Below are 23,398 nucleotides of genomic sequence, written 5' to 3'. Positions count from 1 at the left end.
GTTTTGCAAGTCGTCATCGATATCAACCAGTCCGGCGTTCCACGCGGTTCTTCAGGATGCCGATCTTCTCGACTTCGAGCTCAATGCCCTCTCCATGCTCGAGGTACCACCGAGTTCGAGGCCGCAGCCATTGCCAACCGTGTCAGACTCGATGAACTCGCCGGGCATCAACGTCTCATCCAGGGTGACGTGTGCAATGATTTCCTCGAATGAGAAAAGCACGCCTTCGCTGGTACCTTGAGAACGAAGTTCTCAGTTCACGCGAGCTTCCATCCTGAGTTTGTAGGAGTCGTCAATTTCGTCATGCGTGACGATCCAGGGTCCCCAACACATTGCCCCCATCAAAGCTTTTACCCTTGGCCGGCCCGAGCCGGCCTGCCATCTCTATGAGCTGGGCATCTCGCGCGGAAAAACCATTGAAAATCGTGTAGCCAAATATGTGATCGCGCGCCTTCGCAGCCATGTTCGCGCCTTTACGCTTAGTGACGAATCCGAACGCCAGTTCGTAGTCCATCACCTTCCTGCACCGTGAAGCGGAGCATAGGCCACGGCTTGCAATTGCACGTCATGACGCTGAGAAATTTCAGGTGGCCACGGGCCCGCCTCCCATGAATGAGGCACCGGCTTGACGGCGATCACCACCTTTCCTGGGAGGTACGGACATCAACTTCAAACGACCATGCTCGCAGTGATTGCCGGTAGAGGAACGCAAATGCGTCGACTATGCCCTCGATACTGACCAGGCTGTTCTCCCGCTGGGCTGCGTCGGGTATGCGCTTGAAGATCTTGTCACCGGCGATGGCTCCGTCGACAACGACGTGCCCTACATGGATCCCTTCGCTGGCATATTCCTTTGCCATGGCCTGCGCGAGAATCCGCAAGCCAGCTTTCGCCGAATTGAACGCGCCATACCCCGCTTTTCCGCGCAGCGAAGCACTGGCGCCGGTAAACAAAAGCGTGCCGGCCTTGTTCGGCAGCATGCGGCGAACGGCCTCGCGGCCAAACAGGAACCCACCGAAGCAGACGACACGCCAGCTTTGCTCGAAGTACCCCGCTTCCATCTCCAGAATACGCCCGGGTGTGTTGTTGCCCGCATTATAGATCGCCAGATCGAGTTCATCGCCGGCTCTGTCGAACATTGCGACTACATCGGCTTCGTTCGTCGCATCCGCCACTATCGGGAGAGCCTGTCCGCCCGATGAGGTAATGTCATTTGCGATCGTCTCGAGCGCGAGTTTCGTACGGCCGGCGACTATCACCCTCAAACCTTCAGCGGCGAATCTCTTGCACAACTGGGCCCCCAGTCCCCGCTCTGGGCCCACTCCGATGACAATTGCTGTCTTCATGGAATGCCTCGAAAATCAGGCGCGCGCTTCTCGATGAACGCCTTTACGGCTTCAGCATGCTGTGCAGTCTCCGCCGCCATGACCATGTTTTTGGCTTCATGGTCCAGCGATGTCACAAAATCTGTCGACAGCGCCAGATCGAGATTGTCTTTGATCGCTGCATACGCATGGGCCGGACCATTCGCGAGTGTTCTTGCGATGACAAACGCTTCGCTTAGCAGATCTGCATCGGGTACTACACGGTTGACAAGGCCCAACGCCTCGCAGCGGCGGGCATCGATCCGTTCTGACAAATACATCAGCTCTCGCGCGCGCGCCGTTCCGGCCAACCGGGTCAGCAGCCAGGAAATTCCGTAGTCTCCGGTCAATGCAATCTTGGCATAACCAGTAGTCATTAAGGCAGATTCGGAGGCAATCCGGATATCGCAAGCAAGCGCGATGGCAAGGCCGGCGCCGGCGGCCGGCCCCGGAAGCGCCGCGATCGTTGGCTTGCGGAGAGAAACAAGCGCCCCGGTCAGCGTCCGCTGCCCTTCCATCAGGCGTACGACCTTGTCTCCATAGGCCATGGGCCTCGTGGACGACTTTGTGCCCATACCCTTGACATCACCGCCGGAGCAAAACGCGGTGCCGGCGCCGGTGATCAGCAGAGCGCCGACATCAGGATCGCTGCCAGTCTGCCTGATCATCCGGCGCAGCGCCGGCGTCAAATGGTCCGATAGTGAATTCCGCGCTTCGGGCCGGTTCAGCGTGATAATGGCAACGCGATCTCGGACCGAGCAGAGTAGTTCGTCCGTTCCGGTGTCAATCGAAATTGATCCATCGGTCATGATACGCAGCCTCCCGGCCCAGGACCATCAGCAATCCGCCACCTCGTTAGCGGACGTCTGTCGCCTCAAGCCCTCTTTCGGGCGGAATTTTCGTCGGCGTCGAGGAAGCCGGTTAGTCGCTGACGGATGATCGCATCCGCATCGGTCATGATGCGATCGATCAGTTCCTTCACCGTTGGAATGTCATGGATGAGGCCGACGACCATGCCGCAGCTCCAGGCCCCGGCATCCATGTCGCCATCGATCATGACCCTGGGGTAGACGCCCGCGACCTGGTCGAGGATGTCCTCGATCTTCAGGCTCTTGCCCTTTTCACGCTCGATCTCCAGCAGGCGATCGACGCCCTTGTTCTTCAACACACGCTCGGTGTTGCGCAAGTTGCGCATTACAAGGCGGGTGTCGAGTTCGGTAGCTTCCAACAGCGCGTTCTTGACGTTGTCGTGCACCGGCGCTTCCTTGGTAGCGATGAAACGCGTGCCCATATTGATGCCTGCCGCGCCCATCGCCAGCGCCGCGACCAGGCTGCGGGCATCCGCCATGCCGCCCGAGGCCACGAATGGGATCGACAACTCATCGGCGGCGCGCGGCAACAGGATCATGTTGGGCATGTCGTCTTCGCCGGGATGACCGCCGCATTCGAAACCGTCGACGCTGACGGCGTCGCACCCGATTTCCTGGGCTTTGAGCGAATGCCGGACGGACGTGCACTTGTGGATCACCTTGATGCCAGCCGCCTTGAGCGCTGGCATGTATTGCTCGGGACTGCGGCCCGCGGTCTCGACGGCCCTGACGCCGCCTTCGGCGATGGCTTGAATGTATTCGGGATAGGGTGGCGCCGAAAAGGTCGGCAGGAAGGTGAGGTTTACGCCGAACGGCTTGTCCGTCATATCGCGGCAGCGCGCGATCTCCTTGGCCAACAGCTCCGGCGTCTTCTGCGTCAAGCCGGTGATGATGCCAAGGCCGCCGGCGTTGGACACCGCTGCAGCCAGTTCGGCAAAGCCGACATAATGCATGCCGCCCTGAATAATCGGATGCTGGATGCCAAATAGTTCAGTGATAGCTGTCTTCACGTAAGCCTCCAGTTTCCGATCAGTGCACGATCTCGAAAAGTCCGGCCGCGCCCATACCGCCGCCGATGCACATCGTCACCACGCCGAATTTCGCTTTGCGGCGCCGGCCCTCGATCAGGATATGGCCGGCCAGTCGCGAGCCCGTCATGCCATAGGGGTGGCCGATGGCGATCGCCCCACCGTTGACGTTCAATTTGTCCGGATCAATGCCCAGCTTGTCGCGGCAGTAGATCACCTGAACCGCATAGGCCTCGTTCAGCTCCCACAGATCGATATCGTCGATTCGCAAGCCGTGCCGTTTCAGCAAGCGAGGGATCGCGGCCACCGGCCCGACACCCATCTCGTCGGGCTCGACACCCGCGGCGACGAAGCCGCGGAAAATGCCAAGCGGCCGGATTCCCTTCTTTGCAGCAATCTTGTCGCTCATGATTACGCAAGCCGACGCGCCATCGGAGAGCTGGCTGGCATTGCCGGCGCTGATGGTCTTGCCTTCGAACACCGGCTTGATTTTGGCCAAGCCCTCGGCCGTGGTCTCCGGGCGCGGACCTTCGTCTTGTGCCAGGGTAACCTCCTGGTAGGAGATCTCCTTGGTGTCCTTGTCGACGACAGCCATTTTCGTCGTGATCGGAACGATCTCGTCACTGAAGCGCCCACCCTGCAGCGCGGCTCCGACGCGACGCTGGCAGTCGAGCGAATATTCATCCTGGCGGTCGCGCCCGATCTTGTAGCGCTCGGCGACCACTTCGGCGGTCTCCAGCATCGACATGTACATTTCCGGCTTCATCGCCATCAAATCGGCGTCGACAGCGTGAAACTTGTTCATATACTCGTTCTGGACGAGGCTGATGGATTCGATGCCGCCTCCGATGGCGACATCGACGCCGTCAAGCATGATCGAGCGCGCGGCGACCGCGATGGCCTGCAAGCCGGATGCGCATTGCCGATCAATGGTCGTGCCGGCAACCGTCACCGGCAATCCGGCACGGATCGCGCCTTTGCGAGCGACGTTCATAACCATGGTGCCCTGCTGCATCGCGCAACCCATCACGATGTCCTCGACTTCGCCGGGCTCGATCTTGGCGCGCCTGACGGCTTCCGCGATCACATGGCCCGCCATGGTCGGTCCGTCGGTGTTGTTCAACGCCCCGCGGTAGGCCTTCCCGACCCCGGTGCGCGCGGTCGATACGATGACTGCTTCTGTCATATTTTGCCTCTGATTTAAGCGGCCGCATCGGTCTGCGCATAGCGCAGAACATGGAATGCGGGATCGCCGTACTGGATGTTGATGGAAGAAATCCGCTTGAAGTAGTGGCCGACATTGAGCTCGTCGCTCATGCCCATGCCGCCATGCAGTTGCACGGCCTGATCGGCCACGAATCTAGCGGCGTAGCCGACCTTTGCCTTGGCTCCCGACGCCAGTCTCGATAGGCCCGATTCGTTTGCCGCCAGACCTAAGTTGAGATGCTGCATCAGGGACACCGCTTCCTGATGCGCGATGAACATGTCTACCATCCGATGCTGCAAAACCTGGAAGGTGCCGAGCGCCACGCCGAACTGCTTTCGCGTCTTGGTGTATTCCAGCGTCGCCGAGTTCAATTCGGCCATCGCGCCGACGGCCTCGGCACACAGCGCGCCAATGACGCGTTCGGAAATCGCCTCTAGCGCGCCAGCGCCCCCTCCTTCTTCGCCTAGCAAGCTATCGTTGCCGACGCGCACGTCCTTGAGGCTGACCTCGGCCGCTCGGCGGCCGTCGATCGTCTTGAAGCCTTGCAGGTGAAGATTGGCGGCGCGACGATCAACGATGAACAGACTGACGCCTTCCGAATCGAGACGGTGGCCCGAGGTGCGTGCTGAGACGATCAGGTAATCCGCCCAGGGGGCCGCGATCGCGACCGCCTTTTCGCCGTTCAGGACATAGTCACTACCTTCGCGGCGCGCCGTTGTGGTGACGTCAGCGAAATCGTAGCGCGAGCCCTTTTCGGCCCAGGCCAGCGCCCAGATTGATTTCCCGGAGATGATGTTGGGAATGAACTGATCCCTCTGTGCAGGCGAGGCTTCACTCTCGATCAGGCCGCCGGCCAGAACGACCGTCTCCAAAAATGGCTCGACCACGAGGTGACGGCCGAATTCCTGCATCACGATCATGGTCGCCAGGGGGCCACCGCCGAGGCCGCCCGCATCCTCCGAAAAAGGTGCGGCAAGCAGGCCGAGTTCGGCGAACGAGGCCCAGTGCTTGCGACTGAAGCCTTCTTCGCTGGCTACGATCTTGCGACGCGCTTCGAAGTCGTATCGATCCCGCAGAAGCCGCTGCACGCTGGACCGCAATAGTGCCTGCTCTTCTGTGAACTGAATATCCATCCGATCCCCCGTACTCCGCTCGGCCTAAAGTCCGAGCACGGCCTTGGCGATGATGTTGCGCTGGATCTCGTTCGATCCGCCGTAGATTGAGAGCTTGCGTGAATTCAGGTACTTCTCGGACGCAGTATGACCGTAGGCCGGGCCCGGCATGAAGCGGTTGGCACTGACGGGATGCTCCCGGATCGCCAGACCGTAATTACCGATTGCCCGGTGCGTCAGCTCGGTGATGTTCTGGAAGATCTCCGTACCCCGAATCTTGAACAACGACGCGGCGGCGCCTGGATCGATCCCGCGGGCCATTTGTGCCACCACGCGAAGCTCGGTTGCTTCCAAGGCCAACACGTCCAGCTCGATCCGTGCGATATCCCGTACGAATTCGAGATACGTCGGATCTTCTTCGGGAATCTCGGCCTTCACGATTTGCTTCAGCCGATCCAGGTAGCGCGTCGAACGGCCGATGCCGGCCATACTGGTGCGCTCGTTTCCGAGCAGGAATTTTGCGTAGGTCCAGCCCTTATTCTCCTCACCGATCAGGTTTTCGATCGGAACGCGGACATTTTCCAGGAAGACGTCATTGACCTCGTGGCTGCCGTCGATGGTGATGATCGGGCGCACGGTCACGCCGGGCGATTTCATATCGATCAGGAGAAAGGATATGCCGGCCTGCGGTTTAGCCGCCGGGTCGGTCCGCACCAGGCAAAAGATCCAGTCGGCGTGCTGCGCCAGCGTCGTCCAGGTCTTGTGGCCGTTGACGACGTAATGGTCGCCATCACGTACGGCCTTGGTTCTGACCGACGCAAGGTCCGATCCTGAGCCGGGCTCCGAATAGCCCTGACACCACCAGTCCTCGCCGGAGAGAATGCGCGGCAGGAATTTCTCCTTCTGCGCCTTGCTACCGAAAGTGTAGATGACGGGCCCGACCATGGTGACGCTGAATGCCAAAGGCGGCAGCGTCCCGGCTCGGCTGGTTTCCTGCTCGAAGATGAAGCGCTGCGTGATCGACCAGCCGGGCCCACCATATTCCTTCGGCCACAGCGGCGCGATCCAGCCCTTCTTGTAGAGGATGCGATGCCAAAGGAGCGTCTGCTCCTTGGTCAGGTCAGTCTCCGGGTTCGGCACCCGCATTTCCTGCGGATAGTGCTCCACGATGAATGCACGCACTTCATCGCGGAAAGCAGCATCCTCTTTCGAAAGCTTAAGCTCCATCGAAAGGCCTCGTTACCACTTTTCGCCGAACGGTCGAATTTCCATCTCGAACGTCCACGCGCTGCGGGGCTGTTGATAGAGCTGCCAATACGATTCTGCGACGGAGGCTGGGGGCATCAGCAGGTCGGGATTGTCCAGTGCATTCGGCCCAAGCGCCTCGATCCGTCTCTGGCGAACCCATTCGGTATCGACGCCGGAATCGATGACGAGGTGCGCGACGTGGATGTTCTTGGGGCCCAATTCGCGCGCGATCGCCTGCGCAACCGCGCGAAGGCCAAACTTTGCGCTGGCGAACGCCGCATAGCCCGTTCCGCCGCGGAGACTGGCGGTCGCGCCTGTGAAGAAGATGTTGCCCTTGCCGCGGGGCAGCATCAGCCGCGCGGCTTCGCGCCCCGCGAGAAAACCGGAATAGCACGCCATTTCCCAAACTTTGCGGAACACCCGTTCAGTGGTGTCGAGAATGGGAAAATTGACATTGGCGCCGATGTTGAAGATGCAGACCTCGAGCGGAGCGTGCTTGTCGGCATCGCCGAGGAATGAAACGATCTCATCTTCCTTGCGCGCGTCGAGCGAACGCGCATGAATCTCGCCCCCTGCCTTCTCGATTTCCTTGACCAAGGGCTCCAGCTTGTCGCCGTTGCGGCGACCGGCGAAGACCGTGAAGCCTTCCGAAGCAAATTTCTTCGCGATCTCGGCACCGATATAGTCACCGGCGCCGATCACAGCGACGGTCGCGCTCCGCTTTTGCATGGCTTTTCCTCCGATCAGGCTAGATCTGGCGTCTTTGGCTTAGCGCCGGCAGCCCGCTCACTCACCGCATCTAACGACGATTGAACGTTCTTTTTTAGAACTCGTCAATCGACATTTTCAGATTGATTTATCTGGCCTGTGCATCGAAACTGGTTCTATCACTCGCATACGTCGTTTACAGCATCGTCGACACAGTCTATTTAAACCGTTTCAAATAAGAACTGATCGGGAGGAATCGAGATGGCGAGAGCCCGCGGAGTGGCGATACTTGTCGGCGCTGGCGACGCGATCGGGGCGGCCGTCGCCCGCCGCTTTGCGAAGGGCGGATATACCGTTTGTATCTGCAGGCGGGAGGCAGCAAAATCGCAGGCGCTTGTGGCGGAGCTGAGAGCGGCGGGTCACAGGATTCACGCCTTTAGTGTCGATGCTCGCCAGGAATCCGGGGTTCAGGAAATATTCGCGCGCATCGAGAAGGAGATCGGGCCAATCGAGGTCTGCCTTTTCAACGCCGGATCGAACGTCAACAAGCCTTTACTGGAGACAACCGAGAAGCTGTTCTCTAAAGCGTGGGAACTCGCCTGTTACGCCGGATTTCTGGTCGGCCGCGAGGCCGCACGCTACATGGTATCGCGCGGTCGGGGCAGCATCCTGTTCACCGGCGCGACCGCCAGCCTCCGCGGCGGAACGGGCTATGCGGCCTTCGCCAGCGCGAAATTCGGTCTACGCGCTGTCGCGCAGTCAATGGCCCGGGAATTGGGCCCAAAAAATATCCACGTGGTGCACCTCATTATCGATGCCGGCGTCGACAGCCCGGCGATCCATGCCCGCATGAAGGCGGCTAAAGGCATGGAGGCGAGCGAGATTCCACCGGATAGCCTGACGAAAACATCATCGATCGCGGAAGCCTATTGGTTCGCGCACGGGCAGACGAGAGATGGCTGGACACATGAACTCGACCTCCGTCCTTCCGCGGAGAAATGGTGAGATGGACACCATGCCGAATCTGACGCTGTGGGGAGCAGGCACCAGCCGGACCGTACGGGCGCACTGGGCGATGTACGAGCTCGATCTCGCCTACACGAGCAAGCCGATCGGGCCGCGTACTGGGGAAACCAAGACGGCGGAATATACCGCGCTCAATCCGCGGCAGAAGGTCCCGCTGCTACAGGACGGCGATTTCTGCATCGGCGAGAGTGCCGCTATCGTCGCGTACCTGTCACGCACTTACTCCACGCGGGACCGGGCGCTGATCCCAGAAAAGCAGCGCGACTATGCTGCCTGGCTGGAATGGTGCTTCTTCATCGTTGCAGAGCTTGATTCCACTAGCCTCTATGTAATGCGGCGCCATCGGGCAGATGGGCTTGGCACCATCTACGGCATTGCTCCCGAAGTCGTCGCCAGGGCAGGCGAGTATTTCCGCGAGCAATTGCGCCATGTGGAGGTCGCGCTTGCCGATGGACGCCGATACCTGATGGGCGATCAGTTCACCAGCGCCGATATCCTGCTGACCACGTGTCTCGAATGGGCGATCACCTATGAGGTGGGCGTCTGCGATAACGCCCTGCCCTATCTGGAGCGCATCCACGCCCGGCCTGCCTATCGGCTCGGCCAGGAAGCTAACATTCCGCTCGTTCCAATTACGCCGGTGCTGCCAAAAGCTCCGCCGGCTTAACCCGAGATCCGGACCGATTTTTCGGTCGCCATCTTCTCGATTGCGGCATTGTCATAGCCGAGCGCACCCAGGATCTCGCGCGAATGCTCGCCGATTCGGGGGGCAGGGCCACCGATCGCAGCCGGATTGACTTCGAAGCGAGCGGCCGGCTTGGGCTGTCGAATGCGACCAACACTGGGCTGGTCCAACTCGGCAATGAGATCGCGCGCAATCACCTGCTCGTTGTGAATGATCTCCCCACGGCGCAGGATCGGCGCGCAGGGGACGTCCGCTGCATCGAGCCGTTCCAGCCATTCGGCGGTGTTGTGCTGCGCGATGTATTCAGCCATCTTGTTGATGCGAGCAGTCGCATTGACGGAACGCGCCGCCGGCGTCGCAAAACGTGGGTCGGTGCCAAGCTCCGGATCACCTGTCGCCCGACAAAACCCCTGCCATTCCGAATCCGAGATAGTACCGCAAGTGATGTAGCCGTCGCTGGTCTTGAACACGAGGTCGGGGCGATCATTGGGATCGGCCGCAGCAGCCTCGGCGCCCACCACAGTGTATTGCATCATACCTTCTGGCCAGAGGTAGGAGATCATTGCATCCAGCATCGCGACCTGGATGTGATCCCCTCGTCCGGTCTTCTCTCGCGCATAGAGCGCTGCTGCAACCGCTTGTGCCGTCATGACGGCCGTGGTCTTGTCGCAAACGATGGTTCTGATCATCTGTGGCCGGTTGGTCACGGGCTGCGACTGGATGTCGGCGAACCCCGAGAGACCCTGAATGATCGGATCGTAGACGCGCTTCTTGACATAAGGGCCGGTTTCGCCGACGCCGCTGATGGAAACGTAAATCAGCCGCGGATAGCGGCCGCGCAACTCGGCGGCCCCGAGCCCGAGGCGTTCCATCGTGCCGGGCCGAAAATTCTGCACCAGCACGTCGGATTGCGCGACAAGTTTGGCAAGCACCTCGCGACCGGCTTCGCTCTTGACGTCGAGCGCAAGCGAACGCTTGCCACGGTTTGATGAGATGAACAACGCCGAGAACTCACCGCGCTTGTCGATGGTGGCGCGGCTGCGGCGGGTGATGTCGCCACCAATGGGCTCGATCTTGATCACGTCGGCGCCCTGGTCGGCCAAAAACATCGTCGCGAACGGACCTGATACCACACCGGTCAGATCGAGCACACGAACTCCGCTAAGCGGCCCTGGCATGACGTTTCCCCTCTCCTGGCTGGTTCTTCCGGCCATTACGCCAACTCCTTCGGCCAGGCGCATTATCTCGTGCTGCGTTTCGAGTCACGCAATGCTGGCGGCAGGCTGTCGCATCTGCTCGACGATCGATTCCTCGACGTCCCGGAGCTGGTCCTTGCCGAAGAACATCTCCTTGCCGACGAAGAACGTCGGCGAACCGAATGCTCCGCGGTTGACCGCATCCGTGGTCAGGTCGATGAGCCTCTTCTTGACGTCGTCCTGCTGAGCTCGTGCCATCAGCCTGTCGATGTCGAGCCCTGAGGATTTGAAAGCCGCGCGGAACACCTCGACGTCGTCCATCTTCTTCGGATCCTCCCACATGTGATGGTAAGCGGCCCGGAAATACGGCTCGAACATACCCTCGAACTGAGCGGCGACCGCACCGCGCATCAGCATCAGCGTATTCACCGGGAAAAACGGGTTTTGCCGAAATGTCGTGATGTTGTGGCGACGGATGAAGCGCTGCGTCTCGAGCGCCATGTATTCGGGCTTGTTCTTGATGCCGTGCAGCGACTCCGCCGGGGACATGTTGCCGGTCGCCTTGTAGATGCCGCCGAGAAGTATCGGCACATAATCAAACTTCACGCCTGTCCGTCGCTCGACGCCAGGTATTGCGCGTTCCGCCAGATAGGCGTTGGGACTGCCGAAATCGAACTGGAATTCAACCTTCAGAGCTGTCACGCCGGCCTCTCCCGCATAGGCATTGTTGAAGTGGTCATGTTTGGTCCGCACGAACCGTATCGCCAACTCTCATACAGTTCTAAAAACGAACTGTCAATAAACTGGCAGCTTCTGCTATTTTGGCCCAGATCGGTTAGAGGTTGTTTGGAACGTAGTCCCTATCTAGAATGGTTCTTGAAAAGACGGTTGCGTTGGCGATTCGAGCGACCCGTCGCTGGAAGAGTGGAGAAGTACGAATGAAGTGGGATGCCCTCGAGGAAGAGCCATGTTCACTGGCGCGAACCATAGGTGTAATTGGCGACCGTTGGACCCTTCTGATTTTACGCGAATGCTTTCTGCGCACCCGACGATTTGAAGGCTTCCAGTCTGCGCTCGGGATCACGCGCCATCTGCTTGCCGAGCGGCTGAAGAAGCTGGTGCGGAACGGCGTGTTGCGGCGAATTCCTTATCAGGATTCACCCAAGCGCCATGAGTACATCCTGACGCAAAAGGGCCTCGATCTCTATCCGATCATGATGGCGCTCGTCCATTGGGGCGACACGCACATGGTCGACGAACGCGGGCGACCTCTGCTGCATGAGCATAAGAAATGCGGCAAGGTCTTCGATCCCGTAATGGTGTGCTCGGAATGCGGCGAACCGCTGTCGGCGAAGGAAGTTCATACCCATCCGGGCCCCGGCGCGCGCGGGAAGCTCGAGAAGGCCTCTCCCGAACAGAAGCCGAGCAAGGCAAGGACCCGCAGACAAGCAGCGTGATCCCGGGCGTTTGCCTTTCGGCGGGGACTGGCGACGGCTCGATGAGGTTCGCATCACGATGCGTTGCTCTGCGCTGAAGTGCCCTGTGGCACTCTTGCACTGTCCCCTCGCGCTGGCGCGGAATAATGCCCTGAGAAGCGTTGGCGCAGCTCCATCTTCTGGATCTTGCCCGTCGCGCCATAGCTGAGCGCGTCAACGAAGACGATATCGTCAGGCATCCACCATTTGGCGATTTTGTTGTCCAGATAGGCCCTGATCGATTGCGCCGTTACGGTCGCTCCGGATGTCGGCACGACGATAAGCAGCGGTCGCTCCTCCCATTTCGGATGAGGAACGCCGATCACGGCCGCCTCCGTGACTCCCGGGCATCCCTTCGCCAGGTTTTCCAGGTCGATGGACGAAATCCATTCACCGCCTGACTTCACAACGTCTTTGGCGCGATCGGTCAGCTGGATGTAATTATCATCATCCATCACAGCGAGATCCCCGGTATTGAACCAGCCGTCCTCCAGCAGCGGCTTGTCCTCCCCGTAGTAACCGCTGATGATCCACGGTCCACGCACCATCAATCGGCCGCTGGATTTTCCGTCGCGTGGCATCTCACTGCCCCGCTCGTCAGCGATCTTGATGTCGACGCCGTAGATCGGCTGCCCCTGGCTGGTCTTGCGTCGAAGCCGATCCTGCGGGGAAAGGCTCGCCGTGCGTCGCGACGGCTGCGAAGACGTACCGCAAGGACTCGTCTCAGTCATGCCCCACAGATGGTTGACCGAGACGCCCAGGCGCTCAAGACCCTCGATCAGGCTGGGCGCGGGCGCCGAACCGGCAACTATGATGCGCTCGAGCGTCCCAGCACCGGTACCCCTGGACTCTAAGTACTGGAGTAGGTTTGAATAGAGTGTCGGGACCCCGGCGGTCATGGTCACGCCTTCCCTGTCGATCAACTCCGCAATGGCGGCGCCGTCCATTTTGGGTCCTGGCAGGACCAGCTTGGCACCGACCATGGGAGCTGCATGGGTCAGGCCCCAGGCCCCGTTCGCGTGAAACATCGGGGTCATCGGCAGAAGCGTGTCGCGCGGCGCAATGCCCATTGCGTACGCACCGCAGATGCAGAGGCAATGCAGGATATCCGATCGATGCGAGTAGAGAACGCCCTTGGGATTGCCTGTGGTCCCCGACGTGTAGAACAGGGAGGAGGCCGAAAGTTCGTCGAATACCGGCCATTCAAACTCCTCCTTTCCCAAGTCCACGAATTCCTCGTAGCACAGCAAATTCGGCAGCGTCGTCCTTGGCATGCCGGCTCGATCCGCCATCAGGACAAACATCTTCACGCAGGAAAGCCCGGCCGCCAGCTTCTCCACGAGGGGAAGAAACGAGCTGTCGAAGAACAGGATTTTGTCTTCGGCGTGATTAGCAATGTAGCTGATCTGATCCGGGATAAGCCTCGGGTTGATCGCATGCCATACTGCACCGATTCCCGTGACGCCATGCTCGATCTCGAAATGCCTGAACGTGTTCCAGGCAAGAGTTGCGACACGATCGCCCTGCAAGATCCCATGGCGGGTCAAAGCATCGGCAAGCTTTCTGGTGCGACGCGCCGCATCCCCATACGTATAGCGATGAATCGAGCCCTCCACGGTGCGCGAAACGATCTCCGTCCGCGAATGGACGCGCTCCGCATGCTTCAAGAGCGAGGACAGTAGCAAAGGCTGGTTCTGCATCAATCCTTTCACGATAACCTCATTTCAGCTGCAGCGATTGACGCCACCGGCGTTAGCGAGACACCACCAACCTCATCACTCCGAGCTGGCATCGAGAACCTCGCTGAATTGATCCCACCGCGTCCCGGTCCAGCGCTGTAGCCTCATTTGCGTGAAATTCATGTTGATCTTGTCGCTTGTATTGACCGTGATCCCGGGCAGCAGCGTGGGAAGCGCGACGTTCTTGAGGTTCTTGGCCTGCCCGATGATATTTTCGCGCGACAGATCGTTCCCACACTGCTTGAGCAGGCGTTCGAGCAGCATGCCTTGCGTATACCCGAACAGATAGTTCGTGTCGGCGATATCGATTCCGGGCAAGTACCGTGCGACAAATGCTCGAAAGTTCTTCATTCCGTCGTTGTTATCCCACTGCGAGTCGGTCGGGTCCATCGCCACCGTTCCAACGATGACGCCTATTGAATTATCGAGACCTGCGGGCTTCAGCGTGGCGCCAACCGAGCTTGATGGGTAGTTCAGTACGATCATCGGTTTCCAGCCGATTTCGGCAGCTTTGCGGATTGCCTGCGCCGCGAACTTCGGGGTACCAGCCACCAACAATGCCTCGGCGCCCGAACTCTTGAGACTCACCACCTGCGAATCCACCGTCGGCTCGCTGACCTCGTAGGCAATTGCGACGACCTTCTTGTCGAACTCGTCTTTAAGGACCCCCTTGAAAGCGTTGAGGTAGTCTTTTCCGAGATCATCGTTCTGATACAGGATCGCGTACTTCGCGTTCGGCAGCGTCTTGGTCAGGAACCTGGCGTAGATTTTCCCTTCGGTGTCGAAGCTGACCAGACTGGTCGTCGTCAGCGGAAACTCCGCCACATTCGTGAACTTGTTCGATCCCGAGACGATGCCGATCGCCGGCACGCCCCTCGACCTCAGATACTTTGCAGTGGCCGAGTTGCCGGGCGTGCCGAGCTGGCTGAACATGAAGGCCACTTCATCGCTTTCGACGAGCCTTCGCGCATGCTCAACCGCCTTTGGTGGGCTATAGGCATCGTCATACGCAATGTAGTTGACCTTTCGGCCGTTTACTCCGCCGCGGTCGTTAATCGACTGGACATACGCGAGAAGCCCTCGACCAACGAGACCGATCGACGAAGCAGGACCGCTAAAGGGAAAGATGCCCCCGATCCTGATCTCCGTTGGCGTGATCCCCGGCATATCGGCAGCAGAAGCCGATGACCCGAACGCCAGAAGCAGCACCGCGAAAGCAGACCTGAAGAGCCCCAGCATCACTTCCTCCCAAAAATGAGGATTGCATGCCCGAGTGGCACGATCCAACAAAGCGCGGCCTTGATCGACCGTCGTTCCTCGCCGATCTAACGTTCTTTTTTGGAACTAGTCAAGCCGCTCGAGTCTTCCCCTCGATCGCCAGAGCGGGACCCATCCGCTCAAGCTCACGACCACCTAGGCGCACGCTCGCTTCGGCCGAAAAAGCGAAAAATGAAGTCATCTTTGAACTATTTACTTGTTGCAGCCCGCGATTATGCGTGCGCTGCCCCCTGACCCACCGTACCTCCTGGAGGCTCGCCTTCGAAAGCTGATTTCAATTCTTTTATAGAACTACTTCGGGTCCGACCGGTGGCGAGCAGACGTTCACGCTCTTACGCGCCGCAGCCAAGCCACATCTCTCGATTTTGATCGTCCATACCGACTTCGGTTGGCTCCTTCGGACGACCAAAGTCGCCGCCGAAAGGCTCGCCCACGATATGAGTTCCCCTCAACGACCATGCGAGGGCTCGGCTCAACTACTACGGACTGGACGAGCCGGCGCCGCGCGTTCATCTCCGACCGTGCGCGCAACGACCGCCGGGTCTGTTGCTGGGACCTGCTGCCGAGCGGCGCCGAGATCAGCATGACACCTCGCGTACACGTTCAAAATTCTGGAAAGGATATCGATCCGTTCCTGGCGGCTGCCGCGGGAGACGCTGGCAAATGCGTTCGCGCGGCCTTCACAGCGCGATCTACGTCCGCAGCCGCTCCTAGAGTGATTAGTCCTGCCGGCTGCTCGCCGGCGGGATTGATCACCTGGATCGCGTTGCCACCAAGCGGTTCCACCCAGCGCCGTCGATGTCGAATCGGGTATAGCCACGCATTGAAGACCTTCCCTGATTGACATTTTCGCGTATCGAATCGCCAGCCTCTTGCAGGCAGTCCGAGCGCTATTTGCCGACGAGCTAACCGCGGCGCGGGCGTTGCCGCCCTTCTGTCATTTGCCCTTTGTCTGCGGTCCCACGGATTGCATGAAATCGCGATCCGCTGCCGGCAGATTGGCCGTCCACGCCGGTTCATCGCCGGCCTCTGGCAGTACGTGACCAAATTCGATCATCTGCCGCGCTGGAAGCTCGCCGACATATACCCATACGCTGCGGTGATCCGCGGCAGAGGCGGCAACCGCGACGGCCTCTGCCATCAATTTGATCATTCGTGTCTTGTCGATCGCGGCGCGCCCGCCTCGGATGTGACCGTAGACAAACACCTGGTCATGCGTCAGTGGCGCGCCGCCCATGAAGTAGTTCTCAGCTTTCACGTCGTCGAAAATGACTTGCGCGAAGTAGGTCGGCGCTCCCGTCACCTCCGCATGGATCCGCGTGATCTCAGCCGCAATCGCACTCTTCTGCCTGCCCGAAAGGCGTCCCTCGATGCTGGAGCAATAATAGGTTGGCATTGACATCACTCCTTTTTGTAGGTGGCCTCTCCCATCAGGAGAAACCTCTGGTTATCGCACCAGTTGGACTGGTGGGGTCGGGCTCTGCACGTCGCGGCGCGTGGGCGAGGAGGACTCGTCCCCGCCCTTGATGGCCACCGCGGCTCCGGTTTCAGCGAGCCAGTCTGCTTTGGGTTGCTTGTCCATAGGCCGCGTAGATGAAGGCGCCCATTATCGCCACCAACCATTGGCCAGCGAGGGCCAGGCGGAAGATGTGGCCCTCCCTCACCCACTGTGCGTCAAATCCGGACGCGCCCATAACGGGCATTAGAAAGTAGAAGGTGGGCGTAGCCGCGATGCAGGCGAGGACGAATACGCCCCATTCCTTGACCCAGGCCACCTCTCCGCGGCGCAAGGCGAAGGCAAGCAGAACCGCGAACAACAGAGTGGCGGCTCCTCCAATCATGTGCATCGAACCGCCTGCAAGGGTAGCGAAGCTCGGCATACCCATCCGCAGGCCCCAGTACATCAACACAATTCCCGCGACGGCGCCGGAGAACGCCAACGCCCAGGACGACGCAACCAGAACACCTTTCGGTTGCCGTCGGACGAAGGCGATCCACAGCAGATGCGCTCCGCTCAACAAACCAACTAACGTCGCCAGAGCAAACGTGGCGCGGCTTACGACATCGCTTGCAATCACGGTGTCATGAAGGTGGATGACACCCGCCGGGACCAATTCTCGGGCGCTGAAAGCCTGCTCCAGCGCGGGGGTCACCATGTAGTATTGAACAACAATGGCGGCGGCGGCGACGAGGGCGGGGAAACTCACGAGCGCGAGGTTGCGTGCAAGACGCGCGCGCTTTTCGGAAGCCGCAGTCATGCTTGCGGACTCGGCCCGGCGAACCGGCTGCACCCAGCGGTTGATCGTAAACAGAAGGTAGCCGACCGTCAAAGAAAGGGGGATCAGCACCCCTGTGACGGCATAATTTGCTTCGGTAAAGCGGATGTCCGGATCCAGCGCTCCAAAAAGCAGCCAGCCGTAACGCTGGATGGGTGTGCTCAGCAAGAGCCCGTAGCTTATGCACATCCAGGCTTGGTGGTTGGCAATCTGCTTGCGCCACAACGCATGTACGGCCATCCAGAGGCTGAACGATATGCCCAGGGCCAGGCCCCACAGTCCCACGTGGAAAAACAGATGATCCAGCGTGTCGGCAACCGACGTGCGCACAAGATGGATCATGGCGGTGATCATCGTGCCCTGCAGTACGACGATATAGATGCCACCGGATATGCGGTGCCACTTGGGAAAGCGGCGGCGAAAAGCGGGCCAGAATTGCAGGCCGCCGAAAAGCATGCACACGCCGCCCAGCAAGGAATGGACCATGAGCATTGCGGCCTTTTCCTTGCTCATGACATTGTAGACAAGGAGATGCTCGGCGATGCTCTCCTTGCCATAAGCATAAGTGGACGAACTGACCGATCCCACCAGCGCGACCGTGCTGCCAGCGTACTCCTCGACTTTTGAGGGAGTATCCACGGCTTGTCCGGCTTCGGCGGCGTTCAGCAGCGCGATGCGCTTTGCAGCAATCTCAGGATTCCCGGCTCCCTTGTAATACGCGATCCCCGCCATAATCGCCGCGAACCCATCAAGGGACGCAGCCAGGAGGAGCGCCAGCGCGATGGCGCGGAGCAGCCAGACGCGCAACGGAATTGCTGGTAGCCGAACAAGCGGCGTCGACCGGCCCTGAGGCGAATCAGGCAGAACTGATACAGCCATACAAATCCTCCCTCTGTTACGAGCGCCAGTTCAGATGCTGGCGTCTCACTGCTTGAGCAGTCATAACGATGTTATTAACCGATAATAACATCGTTATAGTGCCGACGCAAGGAGTGCTGAATGTCCCTATTCGTTTCAGGGAACGGGCGTAAGGATCAACAGAGAGCGGATGCCCTCACCTGAGGCATGGCATCATGGAGGTGACGGCGCGTTCCGGCGTGTCGCCGAGGCCAACCAACATATTTATTGCCATCGGGAAAAGGATCTGTTCGACGCTGTCATCAAAGCGAGCCAAGAGGCCAGCCAATTCGAGGGTAATGAACCCGTGCACGAAGCCCCACAGCTGTACCGCGATGACATTCGGATCATCGTCGCGGATCCGGCCAGCCTTGATAAGACGAGTTGCGGCTCGAACCACATGGCCAAAGGCTTCTTGAAATGCAGGGGATTCCGAGCGAGACGGCGGAGTAGGATCATACTCGATCGCCCGATAGGCTCCTCGAGTTGATAGCCCGAACATGAGATCGTAGAGGTGCGGGTTCTGCCGGGCCACGTCGCGGTAACACAACGCCAAACGGAAGACGTCGGTAACGGGATCATCGGTCTTCGGCGTCCCCTCAAAGGCAGAGGCCAGATATCGGAACCCTTGATCGGCAACTGCGCGCAATAGCTCCGGCATGCCTCCGAAATGGCTGTAAACAGCCATCGTAGAGACGCCAGCCTCGTTGGCCACGGACCGAGCTTGAACGGCCGCCGGACCTTGCTCGGCCAGCAGCTTGATCGTGGTATGAATCAACTTGGTGCGGAGATCAGGAAACGCCGTGCCGGTAGCCATAATTGATAGTATTACCACTATCGTTGCGCGCTACAGAAGCTCAAAAGAAAAACCTCAAAAGTGTTATTCGGCGTGCATCACAACGAACTTCTGGCACACTTCAATCTGTCCCCTCGTATGTCGTCGGGTCCGCCTCGAACGCTTGCTTCCCCTTTGCGGCCCATAGCTCGCTCGCCCTGACCGCTTGGGCGCTTGTCGGCCATCCAAAGCAGCGCACCGCATGGCTGGCAACAGGGCCGCGACCTGCTCACGACCCGCGATGCGCTGGTGATCGATGAGGCTGGTATGGTCGGCACGCGCCAGTTGGAGCGCGTCCTATCCATGCGGCAGAGACTGGCGCGAAAGTCGTGCTGGTTGGCGATCCCCAGCAGCTGCAATCCATTGAGGCGGCCGCGGCGTTCCGCTCGATTTACGAACGACACGGCGGCGCGGAAATCGGCGAGGTACGCCGCCAGCGAGAAGATTGGCAGCGCAACGCCACACGCCATCTCGCCAATGGCAAAACCGCTGTTGCGCTTGAGGCCTATCGCTCCAACGGCTTTGTGCATGAAGCCCAAACCCGCGAGCAGGCGCGCGGCGATCTGATCACGACGAGGTCCGCGCACTCAACGATACTGCGCGCGGGCGGCTGCGGGCCGCCGGCGATCTGGGCGACGAGGTGTCCATGACGGTCGAGCGCGGCGCGGGAAACTTTTGGCGACGCCGGGGATGGATGCCCACAGCAGCCATGCAGCCCTGTCGCGGCACCGCCATAGCATGGACCTGCATTATGGCCGCGACGACTTTGCCAATGAGGATCGGCTTGTCCGTACCTCTCGCGGGATCGGGCCAAGGACACCCGTCCGATTTACCGCCGTTTGAACGCCATTGGCGCTCGTGCGACGAAACTCGCTGTGCGTATACGACCGTTCGCGGATGTTCTCACGGCAGATGGCCCCACCAGCGACTTTCGAGCAAAATACGATTTGCTTGTGACTGCTTCGGAGCAGACGCGATCCGATCCTGGCAGCTTGCTTCGGGTCTGGTTGAGACGAATACTCGACCTGCGCTTGGAAGCTTGGTACCCGCTCCCACCCAAGGCAGGTGCCTCAGTTGAAATGCCTTTGGAAGAGACGGCACGTCTTTGTAGGCAAGCTGAACGCACGAGTCCGATTCAGTCGACGTCGCCCGTATAACGGATACAAGCGCACGCGCCGGCTCGGGCCGGCTGTTACTCATTCCAGGGATCGCAATCGCACGGCTCAGAAGTTGCTACTTGCTGTTCCGCTCCGACTACATGCCGCGGAACCAAAAAGCTCAAGGCAAGCGCGATGATAGCGGACGCTGAAGGTGACTGCGCATCAGCTCGGCGGCATCTTGATTACGTCCTGCTTCGAGCAGATTAAGCAGGCGCAAATGCTCCTCGACGTGCCGGCGCATGCCATCTCGATCGGCGAAGCTGCGATAGGCGAACAGGCGGCGGATCGAGTTCACGCGTCGCAGCGACTCGACGAAGAACGGATTGCGGGCGCCGCGCGCGATCTCCTCGTGAAACTCGCAGCCCGACTGATAGACCTCGCCGATCGTCATCTTGTCGAGCTCGCCACCGAGTACGCGCTGCTGATGCTGGCGAAGCTTCGCGATGACGTCCTGCTGAAGCCCGAAGCCGGGCTGCAGAATCGCTGCCGGCTCGATCACGGCCCGGAAGGCCGCAGCCTGGTCCTGGGCTTCTGGGCTCGACAGCGTCTCGGCGAAGCGCCAGCCGTAGCCGGGCAGGCGGGCGATCCAGCCCTCGGCCGCGATGCGATCGAGCAGGCGCTGCAGCTCGGTGCGGCTCAGCTCGTAGCGGCGCATCAGCTCGGCCTCGGTGACGTCGGCCTCGATGCGCCGGTCGAGAACGTCGGCCGCGATGTCCGCATAGGCCTGCTCGGCGCGGCTCACCGCGGCGAGCGTCGGGCGTGCCGCACCGCTCGTCGGGTTTTGGGTCAGCACGAAGCCGCGATGGGGCTCGCCCCGCGCCAGCCCCGCCGCCTCCAGGGCCTTCAGCCCGAGCCGAATCGGCGCACGCGACACGTCGAGCGCATCGGCCAGCCTTTGCTCGATCAGGCGGTCCCCGGCCTTCATGCCTTCGCGGCGTGCGAACGCCAGGATCAGGCCGGCGAGCTGCTCGGCGCGGTCGGTCGTGCCCGTCCGTGCAGCGGAGGGCGATGTGTCCCAATCGGTCATGATGCCGAGGAAACCTCTTTCAGCTTGACAGATCGTCTGCCGGATTGTTCTTTATATGAAAAATGTACAATCGAGAAGCGAGCGACGGGGAAGCAACGCCAATGATCCGTGAGCCGGACGTCCATATCTGCGAGGTCGCGCCGCGCGACGGTCTGCAGAACCTCGACATGTTCGTGCCGACCGAAGCGAAGTGCGCGCTGATCGACGCCATCGCGGCCGCAGGGGTGCGCGAGATCGATGCCGGCTCCTTCGTGCCGCCGAAGGTCGTGCCCCAATTCGCTGATGTCGATGCGGTGATGGCCCATGCGCTGTCTCATCAGGCGACGAGGATCGGCGCGTTGGTCCCCAATTTCAAGGGCGCGGAGCGCGCCATCGCCGCAGGCGTGGACACCATCTATTTCGTGATCTCGGCCAGCGAGACCCATAACCGCGCCAATGTCCGCCGCACCGTGGCCGAGCAGGTCGAAGCCTTCCATGCCGTGCGCGCCGCGATCGATGCCCGGCCGGCCGCCGAGCGGCCGCAATTGATGGGCGCGATCTCCACCTCGTTCGGCTGCTCGCTCGAAGGCGATGTAAGCGAGGCGGCGGTCTGCGATCTGGCGCGCCGTTTCGCCGAGGCGGGGGCCGACGAGATCGGGCTCGCCGATACCGTCGGCTACGCGACGCCCATGCTCGTCAAGCAGGTCGTTGCGGCCGTCCGGCGCGAGATCGGGCCGGACGTCACGCTGCGCCTGCACCTGCACGACACGCTCGGCGCCGGCCTCGCGAACGCGGTCGCCGGCCTCGAGGCCGGCATCCGCCGCTTCGATGCCGCGGTCTCCGGGCTCGGCGGATGTCCGTTCGCGCCGGGCGCCCGCGGCAACATCGTCACCGAGGATCTCGTGTTCATGCTCGAACGCATGGGTCTATCGACCGGGATCGATCTGGACCGGCTGATGCTCACGCGCGAGATCCTGGCCCGTCACATCGCGCCGAAGCACCTCACCGGCCATCTGCACGAGGCCGGCATCCCCAAGGTGCTGCGGAGGGCAGCGTGATGGGCGCGGCCCGAGAGCACGACGCTCCGCTTCGGCCGCTCGAGGGCGTGCGCGTCGTCGAGTTCAGCCAGATGGTGATGGGTCCGAGCTGCGGACTCATCCTCGCCGATCTCGGCGCCGACGTGATCAAGGTCGAGCCGATCAAGGGCGATCGCACCCGCTCCTTCAAGGGACCGGCGGCCGGCTTCTTCGCCACCTACTGCCGCAACAAGCGCAGCATCGCGCTCGATACGTCGACGGCGCAGGGCCAGAATGTTGCGCGCAGGCTGATCGCGCGCAGCGACGTGCTGATCGAGAATTTCCGCCCCGGGCTGATGAAGCGAATCGGACTCGACTACGAGTCCGTGGCGGCGTTTGCCCCGCAGCTGATCTACTGCTCGCTGAAAGGCTATCTGCCCGGGCCTTACGAGAACCGCCTCGCGCTCGACGAGGTCGTGCAGATGATGGGGGGCCTTGCCTACATGACCGGCCTGCCGGATCGTCCGATGCGCGCCGGTGCATCGGTCAACGACATCATGGGCGGCATGTTCGGGGTGATCGCGATCCAGGCCGCGCTGGCCGAGCGTCAGCGCACCGGGCGTGGCCGCTACGTGCAGAGCGCGCTGTATGAGAACAACGTGTTCCTGATGGCGCAGGCCATGATGTACGAGGTCGTCACCGGCCAGCCCTCGATCCCCTATTCGATCAAGGACAGCCCGTGGCCGGTCTACGACCTGTTCGACACAAAGGACGGCTCGAAGCTGTTCGTGACCATCGTCGGCGAGGAGCAATGGGTGGCGTTCTGTCGCGCCTTCGAGCGCACGGAATGGCTGGACGATCCGCGCTTCGCCACCGCACAGGGCCGGGTCGATCATCGCGGCTGGCTGATCCCGGAGATTGCCGCGATCTTCAGGACATGGAACAAGGACGATCTCGCCGCGGTGCTGGAGCGGCTCGAGCTGCCCTACGCGCCGGTGAACAAGCCCGGCGACCTGTTCGACGATCCGCATCTCAACGCATCCGGCGGCCTCACCGAGATCCGCATGCCGGACGGTCGTCGTGCCAAGACGCCGGTGCTGCCGGTGTCGCTCGACGGCCAGCGGCTGCCGAACCGCTACGATCCGCCTGATGTCGGCGAGCACACGCGCGATGTCCTGGCCGAGATCGGGCTGTCGTCCGACGAGATTGCCGTGCTGGAAGCGGACAGAACGATTTCGCCTGTGAAGCCGCCGGGGTGAGCGGTCACGTCGCA

20 protein-coding genes and 2 pseudogenes are annotated in these 23,398 nt (G+C 60.8%); 6 read left to right on the top strand and 16 right to left on the bottom strand.

Annotation, left to right across the window (positions count from 1 at the left end):
- Positions 1–22 precede the first annotated feature (22 nt).
- The 8 genes and pseudogenes from QX094_RS34585 to QX094_RS18670 all read right to left on the bottom strand — a co-directional run.
- Positions 23–529: pseudogene (locus tag QX094_RS34585) on the bottom strand (fumarylacetoacetate hydrolase family protein); the annotation flags it as partial.
- Positions 530–635: 106 nt separating this feature from the next.
- Entirely contained in the window at positions 636–1,346 is a 711-nt protein-coding gene (locus tag QX094_RS18700; RefSeq protein WP_315714205.1) for an SDR family NAD(P)-dependent oxidoreductase, read from the bottom strand.
- Positions 1,343–2,173: an enoyl-CoA hydratase-related protein gene (locus QX094_RS18695; protein WP_315714204.1), complete on the bottom strand. Its 831-nt coding sequence runs from the start codon at positions 2,171–2,173 to the stop codon at positions 1,343–1,345. Before QX094_RS18695 ends, QX094_RS18700 begins: the two co-directional genes overlap by 4 nt.
- A 65-nt stretch (positions 2,174–2,238) precedes the next feature.
- A complete protein-coding gene (locus tag QX094_RS18690) occupies positions 2,239–3,243 on the bottom strand; it encodes a nitronate monooxygenase family protein (RefSeq protein ID WP_315714203.1) in 1,005 nt (334 codons plus the stop codon).
- 19 nt (positions 3,244–3,262) lie between these two features.
- A complete protein-coding gene (locus tag QX094_RS18685; RefSeq protein ID WP_315714202.1) occupies positions 3,263–4,447 on the bottom strand; it encodes an acetyl-CoA C-acyltransferase in 1,185 nt (394 codons plus the stop codon).
- A 14-nt stretch (positions 4,448–4,461) separates the two neighbouring features.
- A complete protein-coding gene (locus QX094_RS18680) occupies positions 4,462–5,601 on the bottom strand; it encodes an acyl-CoA dehydrogenase family protein (protein ID WP_315714201.1) in 1,140 nt (379 codons plus the stop codon).
- 24 nt (positions 5,602–5,625) lie between these two features.
- Complete coding sequence (locus tag QX094_RS18675) at positions 5,626–6,807, bottom strand: acyl-CoA dehydrogenase family protein (protein WP_315714200.1); 1,182 nt, start codon at positions 6,805–6,807, stop codon at positions 5,626–5,628.
- Between the two features lie 12 nt (positions 6,808–6,819).
- Positions 6,820–7,557 carry an SDR family oxidoreductase gene (locus QX094_RS18670; protein ID WP_315714199.1) on the bottom strand — a complete coding sequence of 246 codons (738 nt, stop codon included), beginning with the start codon at positions 7,555–7,557 and terminating at the stop codon, positions 6,820–6,822.
- Between the two features lie 240 nt (positions 7,558–7,797).
- Between QX094_RS18670 and QX094_RS18665 the strand changes: the two genes are divergently transcribed.
- Positions 7,798–8,541 carry an SDR family NAD(P)-dependent oxidoreductase gene (locus tag QX094_RS18665; protein WP_315714198.1) on the top strand — a complete coding sequence of 248 codons (744 nt, stop codon included), beginning with the start codon at positions 7,798–7,800 and terminating at the stop codon, positions 8,539–8,541.
- 10 nt (positions 8,542–8,551) lie between these two features.
- Positions 8,552–9,229, top strand: a complete 678-nt coding sequence (locus tag QX094_RS18660) for a glutathione S-transferase family protein (RefSeq protein ID WP_315714390.1) — start codon at positions 8,552–8,554, stop codon at positions 9,227–9,229.
- On the opposite strand, the gene QX094_RS18655 is transcribed toward QX094_RS18660, so the two are convergent.
- Positions 9,226–10,425: a CoA transferase gene (locus QX094_RS18655; RefSeq protein ID WP_315714389.1), complete on the bottom strand. Its 1,200-nt coding sequence runs from the start codon at positions 10,423–10,425 to the stop codon at positions 9,226–9,228. The two genes, QX094_RS18660 and QX094_RS18655, sit on opposite strands and share 4 nt — an antisense overlap.
- A gap of 84 nt (positions 10,426–10,509) precedes the next feature.
- Positions 10,510–11,136 carry a 2-hydroxychromene-2-carboxylate isomerase gene (locus tag QX094_RS18650; protein ID WP_315714388.1) on the bottom strand — a complete coding sequence of 209 codons (627 nt, stop codon included), beginning with the start codon at positions 11,134–11,136 and terminating at the stop codon, positions 10,510–10,512.
- 245 nt (positions 11,137–11,381) lie between these two features.
- Between QX094_RS18650 and QX094_RS18645 the strand changes: the two genes are divergently transcribed.
- Positions 11,382–11,900 carry a helix-turn-helix domain-containing protein gene (locus QX094_RS18645; RefSeq protein WP_315714197.1) on the top strand — a complete coding sequence of 173 codons (519 nt, stop codon included), beginning with the start codon at positions 11,382–11,384 and terminating at the stop codon, positions 11,898–11,900.
- Positions 11,901–11,953: 53 nt separating this feature from the next.
- On the opposite strand, the gene QX094_RS18640 is transcribed toward QX094_RS18645, so the two are convergent.
- The 5 genes from QX094_RS18640 to QX094_RS18620 form a co-directional block, all read right to left on the bottom strand.
- Positions 11,954–13,630: a long-chain-fatty-acid--CoA ligase gene (locus QX094_RS18640; protein ID WP_315714196.1), complete on the bottom strand. Its 1,677-nt coding sequence runs from the start codon at positions 13,628–13,630 to the stop codon at positions 11,954–11,956.
- A gap of 63 nt (positions 13,631–13,693) precedes the next feature.
- Positions 13,694–14,896 carry an ABC transporter substrate-binding protein gene (locus QX094_RS18635; protein WP_316174910.1) on the bottom strand — a complete coding sequence of 401 codons (1,203 nt, stop codon included), beginning with the start codon at positions 14,894–14,896 and terminating at the stop codon, positions 13,694–13,696.
- Positions 14,897–15,872: 976 nt separating this feature from the next.
- Positions 15,873–16,331, bottom strand: coding sequence for a 4-oxalocrotonate tautomerase family protein (locus tag QX094_RS18630; protein ID WP_315714194.1), 459 nt, complete (start codon positions 16,329–16,331; stop codon positions 15,873–15,875).
- A 151-nt stretch (positions 16,332–16,482) separates the two neighbouring features.
- A complete protein-coding gene (locus QX094_RS18625) occupies positions 16,483–18,090 on the bottom strand; it encodes a DUF2306 domain-containing protein (RefSeq protein ID WP_316174912.1) in 1,608 nt (535 codons plus the stop codon).
- Between the two features lie 175 nt (positions 18,091–18,265).
- Positions 18,266–18,925, bottom strand: coding sequence for a TetR/AcrR family transcriptional regulator (locus QX094_RS18620; RefSeq protein ID WP_316174913.1), 660 nt, complete (start codon positions 18,923–18,925; stop codon positions 18,266–18,268).
- 186 nt (positions 18,926–19,111) lie between these two features.
- On the opposite strand from QX094_RS18620, the pseudogene QX094_RS18615 reads away from it, so the two are divergent.
- Positions 19,112–19,830, top strand: a pseudogene (locus QX094_RS18615) (AAA family ATPase); the annotation flags it as partial.
- A gap of 391 nt (positions 19,831–20,221) precedes the next feature.
- Here the strand turns inward: QX094_RS18615 and QX094_RS18610 are convergent.
- Positions 20,222–21,130, bottom strand: coding sequence for a GntR family transcriptional regulator (locus tag QX094_RS18610; protein WP_315714191.1), 909 nt, complete (start codon positions 21,128–21,130; stop codon positions 20,222–20,224).
- 101 nt (positions 21,131–21,231) lie between these two features.
- Between QX094_RS18610 and QX094_RS18605 the strand changes: the two genes are divergently transcribed.
- Together QX094_RS18605 and QX094_RS18600 are read left to right on the top strand one after the other, a co-directional pair.
- Positions 21,232–22,167, top strand: a complete 936-nt coding sequence (locus QX094_RS18605) for a hydroxymethylglutaryl-CoA lyase (protein ID WP_316174915.1) — start codon at positions 21,232–21,234, stop codon at positions 22,165–22,167.
- A complete protein-coding gene (locus tag QX094_RS18600) occupies positions 22,167–23,384 on the top strand; it encodes a CaiB/BaiF CoA-transferase family protein (RefSeq protein ID WP_316174916.1) in 1,218 nt (405 codons plus the stop codon). Before QX094_RS18605 ends, QX094_RS18600 begins: the two co-directional genes overlap by 1 nt.
- The last annotated feature ends 14 nt before the right edge of the window (positions 23,385–23,398 follow it).

The sequence above is a fragment of the Bradyrhizobium sp. SZCCHNS1050 genome (genome assembly GCF_032484785.1).
Lineage (GTDB): Bacteria > Pseudomonadota > Alphaproteobacteria > Rhizobiales > Xanthobacteraceae > Bradyrhizobium.
This window is presented reverse-complemented; position numbering and strand designations above follow the sequence as displayed.